Consider the following 21,386-nt stretch of genomic DNA (forward strand, 5'->3'; position numbering starts at 1 on the left):
GTACGCCGATGCACCGGACGTTTCTGCCCGCTCGACACCTGTCGTGACGTGTTGCTCATCACGAGCGCAGAAGCGAGCGGAAGAGCGCGAGCATGAGCAGTCCGGCGCCTGCCATGTCGGTGCGCATGGTGCCGCCGCGAACGGGCCGAACCGCAGAGTGGACGGGCTTCCCGCCCGTGGCATTCCGCCCGCTCGACGTGGCTCCCGCTTCCGGGACGCGCTGCCCACGTGCTCACGCGCGACGACAGACTCGAGCGGGCCGATTCCATGGGTAGCGCCCCGGGCAGACCCCGGCATCTCGCCCGCTCGGCGGGGACGCCCGCGTTCGCACCCGCTCCCCGGCATCTCGCCCGCTCGGCGAGGACGCCCGCGCTCGCACCCGCTCCCCGGCATCTCGCCCGCTCGGCGGGGACGCCCGCGCTCGCACCCGCTCCCCGGCACCCGCTCGCCGGATCCCGTCCCGAACGCCCGCGCACCCCCACGCCCACGTCCCGCTCCCACCCCCACCCCAGGCAGCGACTGTCCACAGGTGCGGCCAGCGCCGCCGCGGGCGCCCCCGGCGGGCGTACCGTTGGGACCGCGGCTGACGCCGGGGAATCCGGGCTCTCCGCCGGAGGTTGCACGCCACACGATGACGAACAGGAGCACCACCATGGCCACCGACTGGGTCGCACTGCAGGCCCTCGCCGCCGCCGAGTTCGGCCGCCGCGTCGCTGCCGTCTCGGACTGGGACGCGCCGACACCCGACTCCGAGTGGACGACAAGGGACCTCGTCGCCCACGTGGTCGACGAGCAACGCTGGATCCCCAAACTGCTCACGGGCTGCGACTACGCCCAAGCCGAAGCGGACCTCGAGCCGATCGGCGACGACCTCCCCGCCGCGTGGGAGCGGTTCGCGAGCGCGGCGACCGAAGCGTGGCACCGCGCCCCGCAGGACACCCCCGTGCACCTCTCGACCGACGTGGTGAGCGCGGGCGAGTACCTCGCCGAACAGACCAGCGACATCACCATCCACACCTGGGACCTCGCTCGGGCGACGGGGAGCGACGAACAGCTGCCGGAGGAGTTGGTGAAGGCGGTCTGGCATCACTTCGAGCCGCAGATCGAGTCCCTCGCGGCAACGGGCCTCTACGCCGCGCCGGTCCGCGTCGACGAGGACGCACCGCTGCAGGTCCGCCTGCTCGCCGTCACAGGTCGCGATGCCAGGGTGAACGCATGAGCGACGACACCCTGACCAGCACGCGACTCGGTTCCACGGGACTCGAGATCAGCCCCGTCATCCTCGGCATGATGTCCTACGGTGACCCGGACAAGGGCTCGCACGCATGGAGCGTCGGCATCGACGAGGCGCGTCCCTTCGTCCGCCGCGCGTACGAGCGGGGCATCACGACCTTCGACACCGCCAACGTGTACTCCGCCGGCTCGAGCGAGGAGATCACGGGGACGCTGCTCAAGGAACTCGCCCCGCGCGAAGAGGTCCAGGTCTTCACGAAGGTGTTCAACCGGATGCGTCCGGGGCCGAACGGCGCCGGACTCTCCCGCATGGCGATCATGCACGAGATCGACGCCTCGCTGACCAGGCTCGGCACGGACTACGTCGACCTCTACCAGATCCACCGCTTCGATCCGCACACGCCGATCGAGGAGACGATGGAGGCGCTCCACGACGTCGTCAAGGCCGGCAAGGCGCGCTACATCGGCGCGAGCAGCATGTGGACGTGGCAGTTCGGCCAGATGCAGCACGTCGCGCAGATGCACGGATGGACGCAGTTCGTCGCGATGCAGGACCAGTACAACCTCCTCGAACGTGAGGAAGAGCGCGAGATGCACCCGTTCTGCGCGGCGACGGGTGTCGGCGTCATCCCGTGGAGCCCCCTCGCCCGTGGGCGCGTCACCCGCCCGTGGGACGCGCAGGGATCCGGCTCGCGCTCGGACACCGACGAGTTCGGCAAGACGCTCTACCGCCAGGACGAGGAGGCGAACCGTCACATCGTCGGCGCCGTCCAGGCCGTCGCCGCGGACCGCGGCGTCAGCATGGCGCAGATCGCTCTCGCCTGGGTCGCCGGCAAGCACGCCGTCTCGGCTCCGATCGTCGGCGCGACGAAGGAACACCACATCGACGACGCCGTCGCTGCCGCAGCGATCGAGCTCACCGACGACGAGGTGACGCGACTCGAGTCCGCGTACACGCCGCGCGTCCCGTCCGGTTTCTGACGCACCCGTCCGACCGGCGAGCGGTTCTGGCCATCGCCTCCATCGGACGGGAGGCTCGGTGCCAGCTGGCACCGAGCCTCCCGTCCGATCCGCGCCGATCCGATCCGGTCCGGTGGCGGTCTCAGGCTGCGGGCTCCGCGGCTTCGCGCTCGAGTCGCGCGATCCGCGCGAGCGCTGCACGCTCGGTCCCGGTCTGGTTGCCGAGCACGCCGCCGATGCCGTCGAGGACGAGACCCGCGACCCGTCCCGCCGGGAGCTCGACCGGGCCGATCCCCGGCGCACGGAGGCCGAGCATGGACCGGTGGCGGGGATCGAGCGAGGTGACCGCGCCCTGGAAGAGCGCCTGGTACCCGGGGCGCAGCATGCGGGCGAGCGGTGGGTTCCGGATGAAGCGGACGACCTCGCGGGTGCGGGGCGTCACGACGAGTTCGCCGCGGTCGAGGTAGCCGTCCATCTGGGCGCGGAGTTCGGCTTCGCTGCGCGGCGGGTCCTCGACGCGCATGAGCTCGCCGGCGGTCGCCCACTCCCGCACGTACGCGTCGGCGCCACCGGGGATGGGGTCTCCCCAGCGCTCGGCGCTCCGGAGGAAGGCATCGGTGAACGCCAGGTGCACCCATCGCGCCAGGTCCGGGTCGTTCGCGGTGTAGTCGCGGGTGACGCCGTGCCCGTCGACGTACTGGCCGCGGACCTTCTCGTGCAGGCGGAGGACCCACTCGCTGGCGCCCCGCGCGGTGGCCGTGTCGCCGTGCGAGACCGTGTAGATCCAGCGGATCGTGCCAGCCAGCCGTCCGAACGGGTCCTCGCGGTAGCGGGAGTGGTCGGCGACGCCCGCCAGGGCTCCCGGGTGGAGCGCCTGGACGAGGAGCGCCCGGACGCCTGCGAGGATCGTCTGGTTGCCGCCGTGGACCGACCACGTCGCCGATCCAGGGCCGAAGAACCCGGCGTCGTCACCGCGCTCGAGTTCGTGGACCCACGCCGGAGAGCCCTGGTCGTTGCCGGTGAAGGTGGCCTGCAGGCGGGTTCGGAGTGCATCCGTGACGAACGACATGTCCTCATGGTGCGCTCTGCGACCTGGCCGGTTCCCAGCCCACCCCCGGGTGCCCCGCTAGGTTGAACGGGTGAGCATCGACACGCCCCGTCCCTGGCTTGCCAGCTACGCCCCCGGAGTGCCGCACGACATCGATGAGCCCACCGGGTCGCTCTTCGACATCGTCGAGCAGTCGGCAAGGCGGTTCCCGAAGAAGGTCGCCCTCGAGTTCTTCAAACGCGAGACCACCTACCGGGAACTCGAGGACGAGATCCTCCGCGCCGCGAACGGACTCCGGAGGCTCGGCGTCCGTGCCGGGGACCGTGTCGCCCTGGTGCTGCCGAACTGTCCGCAGCACGTGGTGGCGTTCTACGCGGTCCTCCGTCTCGGAGCGATCGTCGTCGAGCACAACCCGCTCTACACGCCGCGTGAGCTCCGGCACCAGTTCGAAGACCACGGAGCCCGTGTCGCGATCGCGTGGGACAAGTCGGTGGCGACGCTGCAGGAGTTCCCGTCCGACGTCCGACTCGACGCCGTCGTGTCCGTCGACCTGACCCGGGCGATGCCGCGGAGCACGCGCCTGGCACTGACCCTGCCGGTGGCGAAGGCCCGCGAGTCGCGAGCGAAGCTGACGACGAAGGTCCGTGGCACGACCCGGTGGGACGACCTCGTCTCCGGTCGACGTCTCCCCCGGAAGCACCCGCGGCCGGCGACGGAGGACACCGCCCTCATCCAGTACACCTCCGGCACCATGGGGACCCCGAAGGGTGCGGTCCTGACGCACCGGAACCTCATCGCGAACGCCGCGCAGTCCCGCGCCTGGGTCCCGCAGATCCAACCCGGGGACGGCAGCGTCGTGTACGCGATCCTGCCGATGTTCCACGCCTACGGCCTGACGCTCTGCCTCACCTTCGCGATGAGCATGGCCTCGCGACTGGTGCTCTTCCCGGCCTTCGACCCCGACCTGGTGCTCACCGCCATGAGGAAGCACCCGCCGACGTTCCTGCCCGCGGTCCCGCCGATCTACACCCGTCTGCAGCATGCAGCCGACTCGAAGAAGGTCTCGCTCAAGGGCATCGAGATCGGGATCTCCGGGGCGATGGCGCTGTCGCAGGACGTCGTCGAACCGTGGGAGGAGCGCACCGGCGGCTACCTGGTCGAGGGGTACGGGCTGTCCGAGTGCTCGCCGGTCATCATGGCGAACCCGGTCTCCAACGCCCGTCGACTCGGCGCGATCGGGCTGCCGTTCCCGTCCACGGAGGCCCGTGTGGCCGACCCCGATGACCCGGCGAAGGTCCTCGGCGTGGACGAGCCGGGCGAACTCCAGGTCCGCGGACCGCAGGTGTTCAGCGGGTACTGGGGCAAGGCCGAGGCCACCGACGAGGTCTTCACCGGCGACGGCTGGTTCCGGACCGGCGACATCGTGGCGATCGACGCGGACGGCTTCGTGCGCATCGTCGACCGGCTCAAGGAACTCATCATCACCGGCGGCTTCAACGTCTCCCCCACCGAGGTCGAGGACACGCTCGTGAAGCACCCGAGTGTGCGCGAGGTCGCCGTCGTCGGGATCACGCAGGCCGGCAACGAGCAGGTCGTTGCCGCCGTGGTGCCGCGCGACCCCGCCTCGTTCGACGCCGAGGCGCTGCGTGCCTACGCCCGCGAGCACATGGCTGCGTACAAGGTGCCGCGCCGGATCGTCGTGGTGGAGGACCTGCCGCGCTCGATGATCGGCAAGGTGCTGCGGCGCAAGGTGCGCGACCAGATCGTCGGCGGGTAGGCCCCGCCCCCAGAGTCGACTCGGAACGACCGGGGCGCTGTCGTACGACAGCGACGGTGTCGTTCCGAGTCGACAGCGGCGCCGACGGTGTCGTTCCGAGTCGACAGGGGCGCCGACCGCGCCCTCAGGACACGTGCACGCTCGGCCGCCGGTTGACCTCCGGCTCCGCCTCGCGCAGCACCTCCCGCGTGACCGGCGCGACGTCGCCCACCCCCGTGAAGACGAACCGGATCGCGTTGCGGATCGGGCTGCCCTCGTTCCACTCGAAGTAGATGCTCGGGACCACACCCGCGATGTCCCGGATCGCCAGGAGCGTCGACGCGATCGTGTTCGGCACGTTGCCCGACCGCACGCGGAGCACGCGGAAGCCGTGCACGACGTGCCCCTCGACGACCAGGTCCTCCTCGAAGTCGGACGAGTCGGCCGGGAGCACCTCGAGGAACATCGTCGGCACCCGCGCCGGGATGCCGGAGTCGCGCCGTTCCTCCCGTCCCTTGGACCGGTACGCGGCGGCGGTGCCGGCTCCCGGCTCGTTCGCGATGATGCAGACGGCGCTGAACTGGTCGGCGTCGGCCTCGACGAACTGCCGCGCCGTGGCGTCGAGCTCGATCGACGAGGCTCGGAGCTCGAACGACCGCCGGACGCGGGAGACCAGGGACACGACCACGATCGCGATGATGAAGATCGCGGCGATCCGCACGCCGTCCGGGCGCTCGATGACGTTCGCGATCGTCGTGTAGACGAACACGACGGCGATGATGCCGAAGCCGATCGTGCGCTTCTTCTGCTGCTTCCGTCGGGCCGACAGCGTCACCGCGACGGCAGCGCTCGTGATGAGGACCAGCACGCCGGTGGCGTACGCACCGCCCTGCGCGTCGACGTTCGCCTGGAAGACGATCGTGATGAGGAACGCGATGAGCGTGAAGATGATCACGAGCGGCCGGGTCGCCCTGGCCCACTGCGGTGCCATGCCGTACCGCGGCAGGAACCGCGGCACGAGGTTGAGCAACCCCGCCATCGCACTCGCACCGGCGAACCACAGGATGGCGACCGTCGAGAAGTCGTAGACGGTGCCGAACCCGCCGCCGAGGTACTGGTGCGCCAGGTACGCCAGCGCACGGCCGTTGGCGCCGCCGCCCGGCTGGAACTCGCGCTGCGGGATGAGGAACGTCGTGACGATCGACGACGTGATGAGGAACGAGCTCATGATGATCGCGGCCACGGTGAGCAGCCGCTTCGTGCCGCGGATCCGGCCCTCGGGCCTGGCGCTCGTCGCGTCGGCGGCGTCGCCGGTCACCTGGGGCATGACGGCGACCCCGGTCTCGAAGCCGGACAGTCCGAGCGCGAGCTTCGGGAAGACGACGAGCGCGATCCCGACCATGACGAGCGGGTTGCTGTGCTGCGCGGTGAGGCCGCTCCACCAGTCGCTGGCGACCATGGGGTGCTCGAAGACGTGCCAGAGGGCGACCACGACCACGACGGCGTTCAGCACGAGGTAGACCGCGACGAGCCCGACCGCGATGCCGATCGCCTCCTTGAAGCCGCGGAGGAACACGACCCCGAGCAGGAGGAGCAGGGCGAGCGTGAGCGGGACCGGGATCTCGGTGAACCAGTGCGGCGTGTACGGGTTCTCCGCGATGTGCGCGGTGGCGTCCGCCGCCGAGAGCGTCATCGTGATCATGAAGTCCGTGACGGCGAACCCGAGCAGCACGAGCACGAAGAGCTTGCCGGCCCACCAGGGCAGGAGCTTCTCGAGCATCATGATGGAGCCGGCGCCCCGGAAGCTGTCCTGCGCCACCCGCCGGTAGACCGGCAGCGCGCCGAACAGCGTGACGAGCACGAGCACGATCGTCGCGATCGGCGAGAGCAGTCCGGCGGCGAGCGCAGCGATGGCGGGCTGGTACCCGAGCGTGGAGAAGTAGTCGACGCCGGTCAGGCACATCACGCGCCACCACGAGTGGGTCTTCTCCACCTCGACCTGGTGCGGGCCCTGGTGGTCGGCGCCACGGTCGGAGCCCTGGAGCATCCACTGCCGGAGGCCGGCGTTCCGTCGCGGAGCGGGCGCGCGCACCACCGGGTCGGTGCGCTCGGCGTCTGTCGCGGTCATGGGCCCTCTCGCTGCCTGGACGTCGGCCACCCGACGAACTGGAGTCGATCGTAAGCCGTCCGGGTGCCGCCGTGCGCACCGGGCGACGCTCCCGCGGAGCACCCGCTACGTCGTGCTGATCCGCGTGTACTTGTTCACCGCCCACGGCACGAAGACGACGAGCATCACCGCGATGCCGAGGAGCACCGTGACGACGGGGTGCTGCATCGTCCAGATGTCGGGCACGGGGGCGGAGCCGACGTTGCCGAAGAGCCCGCGGGCGGCCTGCACGAGGGACGACACCGGGTTCCACTCCGCGAAGACCCGCAGCACCAGCGGCAGCGTGTCACTCGGGACGAAGGCGTTCGAGACGAACGTCAGCGGGAACAGGATCATGAACGAGGCGTTGTTGATGACCTCCGGCGTCTTCACGCTCATCCCGAGCAGCGCCATCACCCAGCTGAAGGCGTAGCTGAAGAGCAGGAGCAGCGCGACGCCGGCCAGGAACTCCGGCGGCGACGACTCGACGCGCCAGCCGACGGCGAGCCCGGTGCCCATCATGATGACCATCGAGATCGTGTTGAGCACGAGGTCGCTGTTCGTGCGTCCGACCAGGACCGCCGAGGACGACATCGGGAGCGTCCGGAACCGGTCGATCAGGCCCTCCTTGAGGTCCTGCGCCATCGCCGATCCGGAGAACGTCGCGCCGAACACGACGGTCTGGGCGAAGATCCCGGCCATCAGGAACTGCGTGTAGTCGGTGCCCTGCACGCTGATGGCGCCGCCGTAGACCTGGCTGAACAGCAGCACGAACATGATCGGCTGGAGCACCGCGAACACGAGCATGTCCGGGGAGCGCTTCAGCTTGGTCAGGTTGCGTTTGGTGACGGTCCAGCCGTCCTCGAACCACACCGCGACCGGCGAGGTGACGACGACCGGCAGCTGCCGCCCCGGGGTCGTGACCACGGCGGTCATCGCGACGCCGCCTGTCGTTCCGGGGTCGGCACGTCGTCGATCTCGTCCTCGGTGGCTGCGTGACCGGTGAGGCGGAGGAAGACGTCGTCGAGCGTCGGCCGCCGCATCCCGGCGTCGTGGAGGCCGATGCCGGCGGCACCGAGGTCGGTGAGCACGCGCTGCAGCGCCCCGGGGCCGGCAGCGACGGCGATCGCGTGCGTCCGCCCGTCCCCGGAGGTCTCGACCGCGCCGAGGCCGTGGCGTCGGAGGACCGTGACCGCCGCGTCCCCGTCGGCCTCGTCCACCAGGGTGACCACGACCCGGTGTCCGCCGACCTGGGCCTTGAGCTCGTCGGCGGTGCCCTCGGCGATCACCCGGCCGTCGTCGATCACGGCGATGTCGTCGGCGAGCCGGTCCGCCTCCTCCAGGTACTGGGTGGTGAGCAGCACGGTCGCGCCGTCGGCCACGAGCCGCTCGATGATCGCCCACAGCGCGAGTCGGCTGCGCGGGTCGAGCCCGGTCGTCGGTTCGTCGAGGAACAGCACGCTCGGGTTCATCACGAGCGCACCGGCGAGGTCGATGCGCCGTCGCATGCCGCCGGAGAAGCCCTTGACGGGTCGGTCGCCGGCCTCGGTGAGACCGAACACGTCGATGAGCTCCCGGGCCCGGGCGCGGGAGGCGCGACCACCGAGGTGGTACAACCGCCCGATCATCTCGAGGTTCTCGAACCCGGTGAGGTTCTCGTCGACGGCGGCGTACTGCCCGGACACGCCGATCGAGCGGCGCGTCGCCTGCGGGTCCCGCACCACGTCGACGCCGGCGATGGACGCGGTGCCGCTGTCCGGCACGACGAGGGTGGTGAGCACCTTGACCGTGGTGGTCTTGCCCGCGCCGTTCGGGCCGAGGAGGGCCGTGACGGTCCCCTCCGGCACCGACAGGTCGAGGCCGGCCAGCGCGTGCACCGGCCCCGACTTCGATCGGTAGGTCTTGGTCAGCCCGGAGGCTTCGATGATGGCCATGCCGCTCCCTTGCGTCACGCCTGCGATCCGGAGGGGTCCGGCGCCGACCAGGTGTCAGATGTCGAATCCGCCACCGAAGTCGCCGCCGAGGTCGTCGAAGCCGCCGCCGCCTCCGAAGTCGGAGCCGCCGCCGTCGTCCCACGACGCGTTCTCGGCACCAGTGTCCCCCGAACCACCGTCACCCGCATCCCCCGATCCGCCGTCGCCCGCGGCGTCGGTGCCACCGTCGAAGCCGGACGGGTCCGGCAGGAACGCGCTCATGAGCGTCGAGCCGATCACGTACCCGGCGACCGTGCCGAGGAGGGAGGCGCCGAGCATGCCGCCGAACGACGGCCCCTGGCGTCCGCCGAAGCCGCCGCCCATGCCGCCGCGGCCGTTCATCCCGCCCAGCGAACGCTCCATGAACCCGGGCTGTCGGAACTCGGAGCGTGTGGCGGCCTGGGCCAGCGAGCGGGGGTCGTCCCCACGCGGAGCCTCACCGTCGGGCGCGGTCCGGGTGAACTCGTCGTAGACCATCCGGCGCTGCTCCGGGGTGAGGCGCTCGAACGCTTCGGCGTGGACCTCCTCGATGCGCTCCGGCGGTGCCGTCCGCAGCAGGTAGCGGTAGCGCTCGACGGCCTGCTCGTCCTCGGAGCGGACACCGCCGACCGGTGCAGCGCCCGGACCGCCGACGACCGGCACGCCGGTACCGGGTGCTGCCTGGTAGGACTGCTGGCCGTACTGGTAGCCCTGCTGCTGCGGCTGACCCCAGGTCGGCTGCTGCGGCTGCTGCGGCGCACCCCAGCCCTGCTGCTGCGATCGGTCCTCGCGGCCGAGCAGACGGTCGAGGAATCCCATGACGAACGCTCCTTCGGTACGGACACGGTGCCCGTGGAGTTGCCACAGTAGGGACGCAGGACGAACGCCGTCTGTGTGCCCGCACAGAATGCGGTGAACGCGACCAGACAGCGGACTGGAGGCACGGACCGGCCCGGCACCGGGCCTCCCGTCCGGCGCGTCAGCGGCCGGCGCGGAGCGCCCCCGTCCACACCGCGTACAGCTCGTCCGCGGCTCCGGGGTGGGCGACCAGGAACGGCGCACCACGCTCCGGGAACCCGGTCACGGGGCCGCTCTCCGTCATGACCACGCCCCCGGCCTCGTGCACGAGCAGCACCGCGGCGCCGTGGTCGACCGGGTCGAACGACGACACGCATCCGCCGATCCCGCGTCCGGCGGCGACCTGCGCGATCGTCAGCGTGCCCGATCCCTGCACCCGGAGCGTGCACGACCGACTCGCGAGCGCGTCGAGGAACGCGCCGAACCCGGGCCAGGGCACGTGCCCGTCGAGCTCGGTGCCGACCACGGCGCCGACGAGCGAACGCGGGGTGTCGTCGAGGCGGAGCTGCCGGTCGCGGTTCACGGCACCGCGGCCACGCCGGGCCTCGAGGACCTCGCCGCGCCACGGGTCCGCGACGACGCCGACGACCGGGCGTCCGCCGCGGGTGAGGCAGAGCGACATGCTCGTCCAGGGCACGCCGTTCGCCAGGTTCGTCGTGCCGTCGACCGGGTCGAGGTACCAGCGGTGCCGGTCGCCAGGGGCGTCGCCGTACTCCTCGCCGGTGAAGCCGTGCGTGGGGAACGCCGCTCGGACCCGACCACGGACGTGCTGCTCGACGAGTCGGTCGACGTCGGTGACGAGGTCGGCCGGGTGCGCCTTCGTCGCGACCGAGCCGACCGGGTGCTCACGGGTGAACGCGATGACCTCGTGCGCGATCCGGTGCGCCAGTGCCTGTGCCCGCGAGGCGACCTCGGTCTCGGTGGGCTCGCGGTCCGGCTCGGGCCAGCCGTCGCGTTCGGCGGCGGCGAGTGCGGCCCGGATCGTCGCGAGGTCGTTCGTCGTCACGGAGTCGACGCCGAGACGCGCCGCCCAGAGCGCCGGTTCCGGGTCGTCCACGGTCCACACCGAGACCTGGAGCCCGAGTTCGTGCGCCGCCCGGATCGTACGTGGGGTGAGGAACGCGACGTCGAGGTTCAGCGTCGAGGGCCGGAGCGCCGCGAGGTCGGCGGGGGTGGGCGGCTCGAGCGACTCCCAGGCGAGCCACGCGTCGGCGTCCGGCAGCACCGAGCGCACCACCGCCATCGCCTCCGGGAGCCCGCACCAGGCGACCGTGACGGTGCTGTCGGACCCCGCGACCGTCGCCGCCGCGACGAGGGCGTCCTCCGGGTCGGTGAGGTCGATCAGCAGGACCGCCCGACAGCCGTCGAGTCGTTCCAGCACGGCGTCGAGGCGTGGGATCCGGTCGAGTCCGTTGCCGAGCCGGGCGACGTCGCACCAGGCCACCTCGGACACCCGTCGTGCGTCGCCCCACATGCGGCCGAGGGTCTCGTCGTGCAGCAGCACGGCGACCCCGTCGGACGTCCGGCGGACGTCGATCTCGATCGTGTCCGCTCCGAGCGCCTCGGCGACCGCGACGGCCGGCAGGGTGTTCTCGCGGCGGACCCGCGGCGCCCCGCGGTGGGCGACGAGGCGGGGCACGTGCACGCCGTGCTCACCGTCGGTGGCCGGCCCGGAAGCCGGCAGGGTCTCGGTGCTCATCGGGTCGCCTCCACCAGCACGCCGTCACGGTAGACCAGGACCGACCCGAGCCGGACACCGGTGGTGCTGCCGACGGCGGGCGGCGCACCGGTCACGAAGGACCGCAGTTCGGCGTCGCCTGCCGCGAGCACCACCTCGGCGAAGTGGCCGCGCATGAGCACGCGGACGACGGTCGCGACGACCGGGCCGTCGTCGGCCAGGGTGACCTCCTCCGGCCGGACGAGGACCTCGTCACCGTCGGTGAACGGTGCACGGACGTCGGCCAGGAACGCGCCGCGCACGGTGCTCGTCGCCCCGATGAAGGACGCGACGAAGCGGGTGGCGGGCCGGGCGTACAGATCGCCCGGCGCAGCGACCTGCTCGATGCGGCCGTCGTGCATCACGGCGATGCGGTCGGAGACGCTGAGCGCCTCGTCCTGGTCGTGCGTGACGATGACCGTCGTGATCCCGAGCCGCTGCTGGATCCGGCGGATCTCGTCGCGGACGCTGACGCGGAGCTTCGCGTCGAGGTTCGACAGCGGTTCGTCGAGCAGCAGGACGTTCGGCTCCTGCACGATCGCCCGGGCGAGGGCGACCCGCTGCTGCTCACCGCCGGAGATCGTCGTCGGCTTGGAGCCCGCGTGGTGCGTCAGTCCGACGAGTTCGAGGGCGTCGCGGACCCGCTCGGCCGTCCGCTGCTTCGACACCCGTCGGGTGCGGAGCGGGAACGCCACGTTCTGCGTCACCGTCATGTGCGGCCACAGCGCGTAGTTCTGGAACACCATCGCGCTCGGGCGGCGCTCCGGACCGAGGGCCGTCACGTCGCCGCCTCCCATCGTCACGCTGCCGCCGTCGACCGGCAGGAAGCCGGCCACCATCCGGAGCGTGGTGGTCTTGCCGCATCCCGACGGTCCGAGGAGCGAGACGAGCTCGCCCTTCGCCACGTCGAGGTCGATGCCGTCGACGACGTCGCGGCCGCCGAGGGTCTTCCGGAGGCCCCGCAGTGCGAGTCCGCCAGTCGGTGCGGCGGCTCGTCGGTCGGCCGTTCGGTCAGCCGTTCGGTCGGCCTGGAGGCTCGGCGCGGGGTTCGCGACGGTGGGTGCGTCCGTCATCGGGTCGCCTTTCGTGGTGGTCATCGGATCTGGAAGCCGTCCGCGAGGCGGCCGCCCATGATGTGCTTCCGCGCGAGGGTCATCAGCACCACGGACGGGATGCTCAGCGCGATCGCGAACACGGCCGAGACCTGCCGCGGCGAGTTGAGGACCAGGGAGTACATCGCCGTCGGCATGGTCATGTACGTCGGTGCGCCGACGAGGTACGTGCCCTGGGCCTCGTCGAACGACGCCAGGAAGGACATCACCATCGCGACGAGGATGCCCGGCCAGGCGATGGGGAACGTCACCGCCCAGAAGGTGCGCCACCGTGAGGCCCCTGCGTCGCGGGCGGCCTCCTCGAGGGAGCGCGGCACCGCCGAGAACGCCGCAGCGGGGAGCCACGTCATGAAGACGACGCAGCCGAGCACGTGCACGATGAGGATCCCGGTGACGGTGTTCATCAGGTTCAGCGCGGTGAACATCGCGGACATCGTGACGAAGAGACCCATCTTCGGGAAGGCGTTCGTGGCGAACAGCCCGACCAGGACCACGCGGCGCCCGGGGAACTCGATCCGGCTGATCGCCCACGCGGCCGGCAGGCAGACGACTGCGGCGATGAGGACGGTGAGCGGGGCGAGGACGAGCGAGTTCTGGACGGCGACGGCGAGGGACGGGTCCGCGAAGACGGTCCCCCACCACCGGAGGGTCCAGCCGTCGGGCAGCAGGTCCGGGTACGTCCAGCTGGTCGCGAACGCCCGGACCGCCAACCACAGCAGCGGGCCCGTGATGAAGACGGCGAGCACGACCGCGGTGGCCCAGACCAGGCCGGTGCCGAGGAGCCGTCGCGTCATGGCTGTCCCTTCCCGAGCTCCCGCGCGTTCGAGCGCACGGTCGACCGGAGGTAGAGGACGCTGGCCGCCGCGGCGAAGGCGAACACGATGAAGGCCATCGCGGTCGACTGCTGCGGGCGGTTGTACGCCTGGAAGTACTTGGAGATGTCGACGCCGAGCATCGTGGGGGCGTTCGGGCCGGTGAAGTACGGCACGGTGAACGAGCCGAGGACCCCGATGACGGTGAACGTCGTCGCGATGACGATCGGTGTCGCGGCCATCGGCAGCAGCACCTGCCACACCACGCGCCAGGTGCTCGCGCCGGCGTCCCGCGCCGCCTCGATCAGCGCGTCCGGGGTGCCCTGGAGTGCGCCGGCGATCATGAGGACCGCGAACGGCAGGCTGGTCCAGACGCTGCCGAACACGACGGCGACGAGGGTGTAGCCCCAGACCGGGAAGTCGATGCCCACCTGGGCCGCGGCGCTCCGCAGGAACCCCTGCGCGTCGGTGAAGGTCAGGACGGACCAGCTCGCGATGACGACCGGCACGAAGATCGGGACGACCGCGAGGACACTGAGCGCGGAGCCGAGGAAGCCACCGCGGAGCCGGAGGACGACCGCGACGACGACCGCGAGTCCGACCGTGAGCCCCGTCGACGCGAGCGTGACGCCGATGGTGGCGCCGAGGTCGCGCAGGAAGGTCGGCGTGCTGAGCAACGTGCCGTACACCGCGAACGAGAACCCGTCCACGGTGTCGCCGCCGATGTCCGCGAGGGCCTGGTTGAGCCCGCCGGTGAACCCGAGACTGAACAGTGCGGCGTTGACGACCGGCACCCCGACGAAGAGCACGACGACGAGCACGGGGGCGGCGACGAGGGCGATGCCCAGCGCGCTCCGGCGGCGCTCGGTGCGCTGCTGGGCGGTGCGGGCGCCCAGCAGCCGCCTCGCGGCGGTGGGGCCGCCCGGCCGCCGCCTTGCGGCGGCCGTTGGCCGCGGGTCCTCGACCGTGGCGACCGCGGGCGGGAGGCCCGCGGCGGTGTCGCCACGGGCCTCCCGGTCGAGCGCCGGGCCGTCGTGGACGGCCCGCGTCACCGGGGCACCTTCGCGTCCCAGGCCGCGTTCATGTCGGCGGCGAACTGGCTCTGGAACCCGAGGCGCAGCTTCGACGGGTCGGCCTCGGAGAACTGCTCGGACACGCTCTTCGGCAGCGCGTCGAGCGGGATGACCGGGTACCCGGAGACGGCCTCGGCGACGAGCTGCTGCCCCTTGGACGAGAGGACGAAGTCGGCCAGTTCCTCGGCGGCCTTCTTCTTCGCCGCGGGTTCCGTCTTCGGGATGCCGAGGTAGCTGGCGCTGCCGGTGAACGTCGGGTCCGTGATCTGGGTGAACCGGACGTCGTGACCGATCGTGCCCGACTTCTGCGCGGTGATGAACTGGTCGCTCCACACCGGGGCCATGGCGATCTGGCCGGAGCCGAGCAGCTGCAGGACCTGGTCGTTGCCGTTCGGGTAGACGCCCTTCTGGTACATCGACGGGCCGAGGTCCTGCAGCGTCGCGAAGCCCTTGTCCCACTTCGACTCGAGCGACTTGTCGTACGTCGTCTGCATCGTCGTCTGGTCGCTCTTCGACAGGTACTTCGCGAGGACCGTCATGACGAACGAGCCGCCCGACCCGCCCGAGGACGGGGAGTTGTACGCGAACTGTCCCGGGTGCTCCTTGATCCAGGCGAGCAGGTCGTCGAGGGTCTTCGGCGCGTTCGTCACCTTCTTCGCGTCGTAGGCGAGGAGCACGCTCGAGGCACGGTACGGGATGGCGCTGTCGCCGCCCTGCTGCTTCGTCGCGGTGGGGACCGCGGCGAGGTTCGGGATCGCGCTGTCGCTGACCTTCGTCATGAGGCCGGCCTTGCCCGCCGTGGTCACGAAGCCGGCGTCGACCAGGTCGTACCCGACGGTCTTCCCGGCCTTGACCGCGGTGGCCAGGTTCGCCTGCGTCTGGGCGTCGTGCTCACCGTGCAGGTCGATGCTCGTGTGGACGGCGATCTCCGGGTGCTGCTTCTCGAATGCGGGGATGAGCGACTTGTCCCAGAGGTCCTGGACGTTGGTGTCGCCGCTGATGAACACGGTGAGGCTGGTGCTGCCGTCGCTGCTGCTGGTGCTGTCGCTGTTGCTGTCGCTCGAGGCGTTGGCGCTCTGGACGCAGCCGGACAGCGCGACGGTGGCGGCTGCGGCGATCGCCAGTCCGGCGAGGGCTCGGGTCTTCACGGCGGAGGTCTCCCTGGTCTGTGGGGGTTCGGGATACTGTGCGGGAACGTTCCCGCATCGGGGATGACTGTGCCGGACCGCGGTGAACGCACGGTGCCGAGGGCGTGCCGCCCGGGTGAATTCGCCCGCGGGGGGGTGGTGCGGGCGGGCGCTGGGACCGTGCGGGCGCGCGCTGCGGGGGGTACGGGGCGCACGCGGCGGCGCGAGGTCCGCACGGTGCGCCCTTCCCCACGCCGTGCGCGCTTGGTCGCCCCGTGCCCGGCATCGAACCTGCACCATGCGACCGTCCGCGCACGGGGCGTCAACCCCGCACCGTGCCCGCCGCACACGCAGCTGCCGTTTCCGCACGGTGCGCGGTTGCGACCGTGGCGTCAGGTCACCGGGTCATCGCGATGCCCGCACGACGGAGCAGGGCCCGCAACCGGTTCTCGTCCATGAGGTCCGCCCAGGTCAGGCGGACGACCCGACGGACTCCCGGCATCGCTCGGAGACGGTCCTCGCGGCGCTTCTCGTCGATGACGACGTCCTCCGGCGATCGCCCTCCGCGCATGCCGGCATCGCGGTACTTGACCGCACCGTCGAACTCGACGACGACGCCCGCGGCGGGGAACCAGAAGTCCACGACGATGTCCGGCTGTCCCGACTCCTGGAACCGGTGCTGCAGAACGGGTCGCTCCGTGCCGAACTGGTCGAACCGAACGCGGGCGAACGACTCCCCCGGCGAATCCGACAGCGGATCGGCGAGCTCGATGGCACGGAGCGCCCGTCGTCGCCCCTTGGGTCCGCGCCGTTCGACGGAACGCCGGACGGCGGCACGGTCGACACCGCGTCGCACGAGGTCGTCGAGCGCGACCACGGCACCCGGCAGTGGCAGCGTCAGGGCGAGGTCGGCGGCGACGCGCACGGGTCCTGATGTCCGGAGGCCGTCGGGCGTGTTCACGGTGGTGCGCTCTCCGCGCGGATCCAGGTCGGCATGCACGATGAACGTGGCGTTCGTCGTCCGGCGATCGGTTCCGGGCGTCGTGAGGTGGACACGATCCGGCGGATCAGCGAGCAGGGGCACGGCGAGGACGACCGCCGCTGACACGTGCGAGACGACTTGATGGGAGCGGATCCGCTCCGCGACGGCTCCGACACGGACCCGATGTCGCTCGTGAGGACGGAGCGGTGTCCACTCGGCGGTCCCGACGTAGAGTCCCCGGCCGATCCGCGTCAGCTCGCCGGTCGATGCCCGTCGTCGGATCTGGTCGGATTCGTCCGGGCGGTGCGCGGAGGTACGGAAGACCGGGACGTGTGGGACAGGTGCGAGGCTGATTCGTTCCATGCGGCGATCCTCGTGATCGCACTGCCGCCGCCGCGTGGTGCGACGACGGTCGGTGCACTGACAATGCCGAGCGGACACCTGTGGAGGAATCGTGCTGCGAGAATGGACCTGTGACCGATCGGACCTGGGGCTGGCTCGCCGCCCTCATCGACGTCGTGCTCATCGTCGTGTTCGCGCTCATCGGGCGCTCCTCACACGGTGAGGCGAACTCCGTCGGCGCGCTCTGGACCACGGCCTACCCGTTCCTCGCTGGCTGGGCCATCGCCTACGTCACCAGCGGAGCGTGGGCGCGTCCGCTCCGAACGTGGCCGACGGGCGTCGTCGCCTGGATCCTGACCGTGTTCGTCGGGATGGCGATCCGCGTCGCGACGGGACAGGGCGTGGTCGATGGCAACCCGCTGCCCATCTCCTTCGTCATCGTCGCCACGATCGTGCTCGGCGTGTTCCTGCTCGGTTGGCGCGCCGTCGCCCGTGTGGTCATCCGGTCGGTCGCCCGGCGGCGGAGGGCTGACGCTCCGGCTCTCGGAGACGCGACGGCAGGCGACCCCGCTGCGGATCCGTCGTCGAGTCCGGGCGTCACGCCCGGTACGTGAACCGCGTGGGAGGCGCACAACCGACGATCCTGGACGTCGCAGCCCGTGCCGGGGTGTCCAAGTCAGCAGTCAGCCGCGTGCTGTCGGGCACCGGCCGTTTCTCGGACGAGACCCGCGAACGGGTGGAACGCGCCGCGGCCGAGCTCGGCTACGTGGCGAACGCGATGGCGCGCGGGCTCGTGAGTGGTCGGACCCACACGATCGGCATGCTCGTCCGTGACGCGTCTTCCATGCTGTACACCGCACTGCACGCGGTGATGGAGCAACGAGCCTCCGAACTGGGGTACCGAGTGGTGACGACCACGGGCGTGGGACGGGTCGAGGACGAGAAGTCCGCACTCGCCGCGCTCGTCTCGATGCGCGTCGACGGGCTCGTCGTGTGCAGCGGCCTGCTCCCCGCCGCGGACATCGCGGAGTTCGCACCGAGGATCGCGACCGTGGTCGCAGGACGTCCGGAGCTGCACCCGGCGCTCTCGAGCGTCTACTGCGACGAGGTCGACGGCGGCCACCAGATCGCCGACGCGGTCGTCGATGCCGGGCATCGAGACGTCGTCGTCCTGAGCGTCCCGCGCGCCGACGCGATCACGCAGCACGCGCGCTCCGTCGCCATGACGGCGAGGATCCGTATGCGCGGGGCGAACGCCGTGGACATCGACGCCAGCTTCGTCCGCCCGGCTGCCGACATCGCCGCCGACGTCGTCGAGATGATGCGGGAGTCCGGTGCGACCGCTGTGATGTGCCCGACCGACCGGATGATGCTCGACCTCTGCGATGCCCTCGACGACCTCGGTGTCGACATTCCGAGCGACGTCTCGGTGACCGGGTTCGACGGCGTCTACCCGCTCGCGAGCGACTGGATCGGCTTCAGCACGTTGCAACAGCCCGTCGAGCGCATCGGCCGCGAGGCGATCGACCTCGTCATCGGGCGCATCGACGATCCCTCCCGGACGGTGGAGCATCGATCCCTCCGCGGCACGGTGCTCCCCGGTCGCACACTCCGCCGCCGCTGAACCGCGCACCGTGCTCCCCGAACGCACACCGCCGGCCCGCCGAATCCCGCACCGTGCCCCCGAGCGCAGGCCGCGCGCAGAGCCGCGCCCGCCGAACTCCGCACGGTGCGCCGCAGGCTTCCCCGTGCGGCCCTCGACGTCCGCGCACCGTGCGAGTTCAGCACCCGGTGCGGCGTTCCGCGCCTGGTGCGAGCCTGTAACGACGCACTGAGCGACCAACGGCGCACGAGCCTCCAACGGCGCACGGTGCGCCGTCGGCCCGCGGCGCCGCCCCGCCGCACGCCGCGCCCGCACGCCGCACCGCACCCCGCCCCGCCGCACGCCGCGCCCGCGGCCCCGCACCGCGCCCCGCGTCAGAACAGCCCGCCGCGCGGCCCGTCCCCGTCCAGCCCGCGGAACATGTCCGACACGAGGGCCTCGATCTGCGGCTCGACCAGGCGCTCCACGGCCTCCGCGATCCGCGGCCGGTGGTCGATCAGCGCGAGGCACACCGCCGTCCCGGTGGACCGAGCGCACTCGTCGGACAGCTCGATCTCGTGTCGGAGTGCGGCCTTCGCCTCCTCGGAGAGCGGCTCACGCGGGGCCGCGTCCGTCGACGCCCCGGTACCGGCGAGCTCGCCGAGCGTGAAGAGGAACGGCGCACCCTCCTGCGGCTGCGGGTCGACGTCGAGCCCCTGGAACTCCGGCGACAGCCCCTCGGCCGGCTGGTACCCGGCGTGCTGCTTCCGCGCGGCCAGACGATCGAGCTCGCGCTGCAGGAGCGGGAGGTTCTTCGCCGTGTAGTCGTCCACGGCGTCGTCGATGATCGTGGAGATCCGACCGATCAACGCGTGCTGCACCGGGTGCGGCACGTCGGGTCCGAACCCGGCCGCGCTGGCGATCGGCGACCCGGTGCACTTCCGGCAGATCCGCGTGCGCGGGCGGGCGGTGCCGATCTGCCACCGCGGCAGCCACCGCAGCCACACGTCGACGGCGTTCCGCACACGCCCGTCGATGCCGTCCATGCCACCACGATACGGACGGGAGGCCCGGATCGCCCCCGCCACGGCCGACCGGTCACCGAAATGGTCGGCTGGGTCAGCCCTGCGGCTCGGTGACGAAGTCGATGAGCTCCTCGACGCGTCCGAGCAGCTGCGGCTCGAGGTCCGCGAACGTGCGCACCTGCCCGAGGATCCGCTGCCACGCGCGGGCGATGTCGGCCTGCTCGGCGTGCGGCCACCCGAGCGCCTGGCAGATGCCCTGCTTCCACTCGATCGACCGCGGGATCGTCGGCCACTGCGTCAGGCCCACGCGGGCGGGCTTCACGGACTGCCACACGTCGACGAACGGATGTCCGACGACGAGCACGTGTGCCCCCCACTTGCCGCGCATCACGGCGTCGGCGAAGCGGGACTCCTTCGACCCGGGCACGAGGTGGTCGACGAGCACGCCGACACGGCGTTCGCGAGAGGGTCGGAACTCGTCGAGGACGTCCGCGAGGTTGTCCACGCCGGAGAGCTCCTCGACGACGACGCCCTCCACGCGGAGGTCGGCGCCCCAGACCTTCTCCACGAGTTCAGCGTCGTGCTTGCCCTCCACCATGATCCGCGAGGGCAGTGCCACGCGGGCGCGCTGCGCCTCGACCGCGAACGACCCGGACGCGGTGCGGAGGCGACCACCGTCGGCGGCGTGGCGGACCGCCGGGGCCGAGCCGTGCCTCCCGGCCGGTGCAGCGGCGGCAGACCGGCCGACCGGTGCCTGCGGGCGGCCCAGGGTGACGAGCTCGCCCTCGAGCAGGAACTGCCCGGTGAACGGGAAGGAGCGGGTGCGGCCCTTCCAGTCCTCGAGCGCGATGTTGCCGGCTTCGAGTCCGACGACGGCGCCGGCCCAGCCGGAGACGGGGTCCTCGAGCACCATGTCGCGTTCGAGCGGCACCTGCCGCACCTTCTTGACGCCCTTCGAGCGCCAGTCGCCCGAGAGCACGTCGCTGCCGTACCGGTCCTCGTCCACCCGCACGAGGGTAGCGCCCGGAGCCCGTCCGTCACGTGTCGCTACGGTGGTGTCGTGGATCTGGAACTCCGACCGATGGACCCGACGGACGAGCGGGACCGCGCCACGATCGTGGCGTTCCTGACCACGAACCGGTTCCCGTTCCACGTCACCCCGGAGCCGACCCGCGAGGGCGTCGACCGCCGCTTCGACGACGGCGACTTCGCGGCACCGAGCCACGCGGTGTCCGGGGTGGTGGTCGACGGTGCCGTCGTGGGCCTGGTCGTGCTCGACGACCTGGACGACGGCGAGCCCCTGATCGACGTCCGCCTGGCCGAGGCCGTCCGGGGGCGGGGCATCGGGACCGCGCTCGTCAGGGTGCTCGCGGACCACGTCTTCGCGGCGTTCCCGGACGTCGAGCGCATCGAGGCGCAGACCCGCGACGACAACACCGCGATGCGGAGGGTCCTGGTCCGGAACGGGTGGGTGAAGGAGGCCCACTACCGTCGAGCATGGCCGGTGACCGGGAGCGGTCCGCGTGACTCGATCGGGTACGGCTTGCTCCGCGAGGACCACCGGAGCGGGACGACCACGCCGGTCGTCTGGGACGACCTGCCGACGGACTGCAGCACGGGGAACTGAACGTCCACCAGCCCCGGAGTACTGTCGGTGCGGC

General features: G+C 71.6%; 19 protein-coding genes. 6 read left to right on the forward strand and 13 right to left on the reverse strand.

The genetic code is table 11. The features are described from left to right. The first annotated feature begins 652 nt into the window (after positions 1-652). Both FS641_RS12735 and FS641_RS12740 read left to right on the forward strand, forming a co-directional pair. Positions 653-1,219 (forward strand): TIGR03086 family metal-binding protein, encoded by a 567-nt coding sequence (locus FS641_RS12735; protein ID WP_144764339.1) that lies wholly within the window; start codon positions 653-655, stop codon positions 1,217-1,219. 11 nt (positions 1,220-1,230) lie between these two features. Continuing rightward, the gene (locus FS641_RS12740) at positions 1,231-2,214 is read left to right on the forward strand and encodes an aldo/keto reductase (RefSeq protein ID WP_144764621.1); all 984 of its coding nucleotides are present in this window, start codon (positions 1,231-1,233) and stop codon (positions 2,212-2,214) included. A gap of 121 nt (positions 2,215-2,335) precedes the next feature. Here FS641_RS12740 and FS641_RS12745 read toward each other — a convergent pair whose 3' ends face one another. Then, positions 2,336-3,262 (reverse strand): oxygenase MpaB family protein, encoded by a 927-nt coding sequence (locus tag FS641_RS12745; protein ID WP_144764341.1) that lies wholly within the window; start codon positions 3,260-3,262, stop codon positions 2,336-2,338. A 70-nt stretch (positions 3,263-3,332) separates the two neighbouring features. On the opposite strand from FS641_RS12745, the gene FS641_RS12750 reads away from it, so the two are divergent. Beyond that, positions 3,333-5,018 (forward strand): long-chain-fatty-acid--CoA ligase, encoded by a 1,686-nt coding sequence (locus FS641_RS12750; RefSeq protein ID WP_144764343.1) that lies wholly within the window; start codon positions 3,333-3,335, stop codon positions 5,016-5,018. A gap of 124 nt (positions 5,019-5,142) precedes the next feature. Here FS641_RS12750 and FS641_RS12755 read toward each other — a convergent pair whose 3' ends face one another. The 10 genes from FS641_RS12755 to FS641_RS12800 form a co-directional block, all read right to left on the reverse strand. Beyond that, the gene (locus tag FS641_RS12755; RefSeq protein WP_144764345.1) at positions 5,143-7,125 is read right to left on the reverse strand and encodes an amino acid transporter; all 1,983 of its coding nucleotides are present in this window, start codon (positions 7,123-7,125) and stop codon (positions 5,143-5,145) included. A 105-nt stretch (positions 7,126-7,230) separates the two neighbouring features. After that, positions 7,231-8,079, reverse strand: a complete 849-nt coding sequence (locus tag FS641_RS12760; protein ID WP_144764347.1) for an ABC transporter permease — start codon at positions 8,077-8,079, stop codon at positions 7,231-7,233. Continuing rightward, positions 8,076-9,077, reverse strand: a complete 1,002-nt coding sequence (locus FS641_RS12765; protein WP_144764349.1) for an ATP-binding cassette domain-containing protein — start codon at positions 9,075-9,077, stop codon at positions 8,076-8,078. The genes FS641_RS12760 and FS641_RS12765 overlap by 4 nt, the downstream gene beginning before the upstream one ends. A 54-nt stretch (positions 9,078-9,131) precedes the next feature. Continuing rightward, positions 9,132-9,914, reverse strand: a complete 783-nt coding sequence (locus FS641_RS12770; protein ID WP_144764351.1) for a hypothetical protein — start codon at positions 9,912-9,914, stop codon at positions 9,132-9,134. A gap of 160 nt (positions 9,915-10,074) precedes the next feature. Continuing rightward, positions 10,075-11,652 (reverse strand): inositol monophosphatase family protein, encoded by a 1,578-nt coding sequence (locus tag FS641_RS12775; RefSeq protein WP_144764353.1) that lies wholly within the window; start codon positions 11,650-11,652, stop codon positions 10,075-10,077. Then, on the reverse strand, positions 11,649-12,743 hold the full coding sequence (locus FS641_RS12780; RefSeq protein ID WP_260855813.1) for an ABC transporter ATP-binding protein: 1,095 nt from the start codon (positions 12,741-12,743) through the stop codon (positions 11,649-11,651). The genes FS641_RS12775 and FS641_RS12780 overlap by 4 nt, the downstream gene beginning before the upstream one ends. A gap of 20 nt (positions 12,744-12,763) precedes the next feature. Beyond that, positions 12,764-13,576 (reverse strand): ABC transporter permease, encoded by an 813-nt coding sequence (locus FS641_RS12785; RefSeq protein WP_144764358.1) that lies wholly within the window; start codon positions 13,574-13,576, stop codon positions 12,764-12,766. Continuing rightward, complete coding sequence (locus FS641_RS12790) at positions 13,573-14,646, reverse strand: ABC transporter permease (RefSeq protein ID WP_144764360.1); 1,074 nt, start codon at positions 14,644-14,646, stop codon at positions 13,573-13,575. Before FS641_RS12790 ends, FS641_RS12785 begins: the two co-directional genes overlap by 4 nt. Then, the gene (locus FS641_RS12795; protein ID WP_144764362.1) at positions 14,643-15,815 is read right to left on the reverse strand and encodes an extracellular solute-binding protein; all 1,173 of its coding nucleotides are present in this window, start codon (positions 15,813-15,815) and stop codon (positions 14,643-14,645) included. The genes FS641_RS12790 and FS641_RS12795 overlap by 4 nt, the downstream gene beginning before the upstream one ends. Before the next feature lie 376 nt (positions 15,816-16,191). After that, the gene (locus FS641_RS12800; protein WP_144764364.1) at positions 16,192-16,755 is read right to left on the reverse strand and encodes a hypothetical protein; all 564 of its coding nucleotides are present in this window, start codon (positions 16,753-16,755) and stop codon (positions 16,192-16,194) included. A gap of 494 nt (positions 16,756-17,249) precedes the next feature. Between FS641_RS12800 and FS641_RS12805 the strand changes: the two genes are divergently transcribed. Together FS641_RS12805 and FS641_RS12810 are read left to right on the forward strand one after the other, a co-directional pair. Then, the gene (locus tag FS641_RS12805) at positions 17,250-17,732 is read left to right on the forward strand and encodes a DUF3054 domain-containing protein (protein ID WP_144764366.1); all 483 of its coding nucleotides are present in this window, start codon (positions 17,250-17,252) and stop codon (positions 17,730-17,732) included. Between the two features lie 5 nt (positions 17,733-17,737). Beyond that, positions 17,738-18,742 carry a LacI family DNA-binding transcriptional regulator gene (locus FS641_RS12810; RefSeq protein ID WP_260855814.1) on the forward strand — a complete coding sequence of 335 codons (1,005 nt, stop codon included), beginning with the start codon at positions 17,738-17,740 and terminating at the stop codon, positions 18,740-18,742. Positions 18,743-19,095: 353 nt separating this feature from the next. Here FS641_RS12810 and FS641_RS12815 read toward each other — a convergent pair whose 3' ends face one another. Continuing rightward, a complete protein-coding gene (locus tag FS641_RS12815; RefSeq protein WP_144764370.1) occupies positions 19,096-19,746 on the reverse strand; it encodes a spermidine/putrescine ABC transporter substrate-binding protein in 651 nt (216 codons plus the stop codon). A 73-nt stretch (positions 19,747-19,819) separates the two neighbouring features. Beyond that, positions 19,820-20,731, reverse strand: a complete 912-nt coding sequence (locus tag FS641_RS12820; RefSeq protein ID WP_144764372.1) for a DUF3097 domain-containing protein — start codon at positions 20,729-20,731, stop codon at positions 19,820-19,822. 54 nt (positions 20,732-20,785) lie between these two features. Here FS641_RS12820 and FS641_RS12825 point away from each other — a divergent pair, with 54 nt between their 5' ends. Further along, positions 20,786-21,352, forward strand: a complete 567-nt coding sequence (locus FS641_RS12825) for a GNAT family N-acetyltransferase (RefSeq protein ID WP_144764374.1) — start codon at positions 20,786-20,788, stop codon at positions 21,350-21,352. Positions 21,353-21,386 lie beyond the last annotated feature (34 nt).

This window comes from Curtobacterium sp. 9128, from assembly GCF_007673775.1.
In the GTDB taxonomy this organism is placed as follows: domain Bacteria; phylum Actinomycetota; class Actinomycetes; order Actinomycetales; family Microbacteriaceae; genus Curtobacterium.